This is a genomic window from Clostridium acetireducens DSM 10703, assembly GCF_001758365.1.
Lineage (GTDB): Bacteria > Bacillota > Clostridia > Clostridiales > Clostridiaceae > Clostridium_C > Clostridium_C acetireducens.
This window is the reverse complement of the sequence record NZ_LZFO01000079.1, coordinates 1-1335: the sequence shown is the minus strand read 5'-3', so window position 1 is coordinate 1335 and position 1335 is coordinate 1. Positions and strand designations below refer to the sequence as shown.

1 protein-coding gene is annotated in these 1335 nt (G+C 28.5%); it reads left to right on the top strand.

Going from position 1 to position 1335, the window contains the following annotated elements; translation table 11 throughout:
• Positions 1 to 137: 137 nt before the first annotated feature.
• Positions 138 to 1058: a SufB/SufD family protein gene (locus tag CLOACE_RS11600; RefSeq protein ID WP_070111397.1), complete on the top strand. Its 921-nt coding sequence runs from the start codon at positions 138 to 140 to the stop codon at positions 1056 to 1058.
• The last annotated feature ends 277 nt before the right edge of the window (positions 1059 to 1335 follow it).

Sequence of the window (1335 nt, the reverse complement as noted above, 5' to 3'; positions counted from 1 at the left end):
AATGAAATGACTAATTATCTGATAGGATTATTAATCAAATAAAGAATAATATTTTAAATTAGATTAGTAATGTTCGTTAGAAAATAAAGATGTTTTCTATCAAATGTTACAACTATATTATACGAGGAGGGAATAAAATGCTAAATTCAGTTGAAGAAAAAATATTAGATACAATAGATAATGTTAAAGATTTATTTAGTGGTGCTCATAATGTAAGAAGTAATGGGAAAGCTATAAGCAGAAGCATATCTAAAAATATAGATATAATAAATAAAGAGGATAAACCTGGAATAAATGTTGTAATAAAGCCTAATACTATAGGAGAAAGTGTACATGTTCCTGTAATACTTTCTGATGAAAATTTTAAAGATTTAGTTTATAACACTTTTGATGTGGGAGAAGGTTCAGATGTAGTGGTAGTAGCTGGATGTGGTATACATAATTGTGGAACTAAAACAACTCAACATGATGGAATACATGACTTTATAGTACGTAAAGGAGCTCATTTAAAGTATGTAGAAAAACATTATGCTGGAGGAGACGGAGAAGCACAAAAAATATTTAATACAAAGACTATTTTAGAAGTAGAAGAAGACGGAGTGCTTGAAATGGAGTTAATTCAAATAAAAGGAGTTACTTCTACAAAAAAAGATACAGAAATTCGTTTACATAAAAATGCTCATTTGATTATAACAGAAAGAATATTTACAGAACTTGATCAAGAAGCCCAATCCCATATAAATATAGAACTTGTAGGAGAAGATTCAACAGCTCAAGTAATATCGCGTTCTGTATCAAAGGATAATTCTAAGCAGTTATTTTATTTTAATATGAAAGGTGAAAATAAGTGTAGAGGGCATATTGAATGTGATTCTATAATCATGGGAAATGCTCAGGTTACATCTGTACCTTCTCTTTCTGCATATAACGAAGATGCTGAATTAATACATGAAGCAGCTATAGGTAAAATAGCTTCAGATCAGCTTATGAAGCTTATGTCTTTAGGTCTTACTGAAAAGGAAGCCGAGGAAACAATATTAAAAGGCTTCTTAAAGTAAAAATAATACAGTATAATAGTTTATTGAATAAAAAAGGATTGAAATAATTTGCAAATAAAAAATAATTAAAAATAAGCTATATAAAAATAATAAGCAAAGTAGCATAAATAGAGTTTGTAAATAATTTGAATGAATTTTAGACAGTCTTATAATAAAAAATAAAAAAACTCCGTAATTCATCACAGGACGTGATGAGCCAATTTCCGCCCCAAGGACGGGGCATAAATTGGGTAGGAGTTTTTTTATTTTTTATTCTTAGAGTGTCTTAATGAAATGA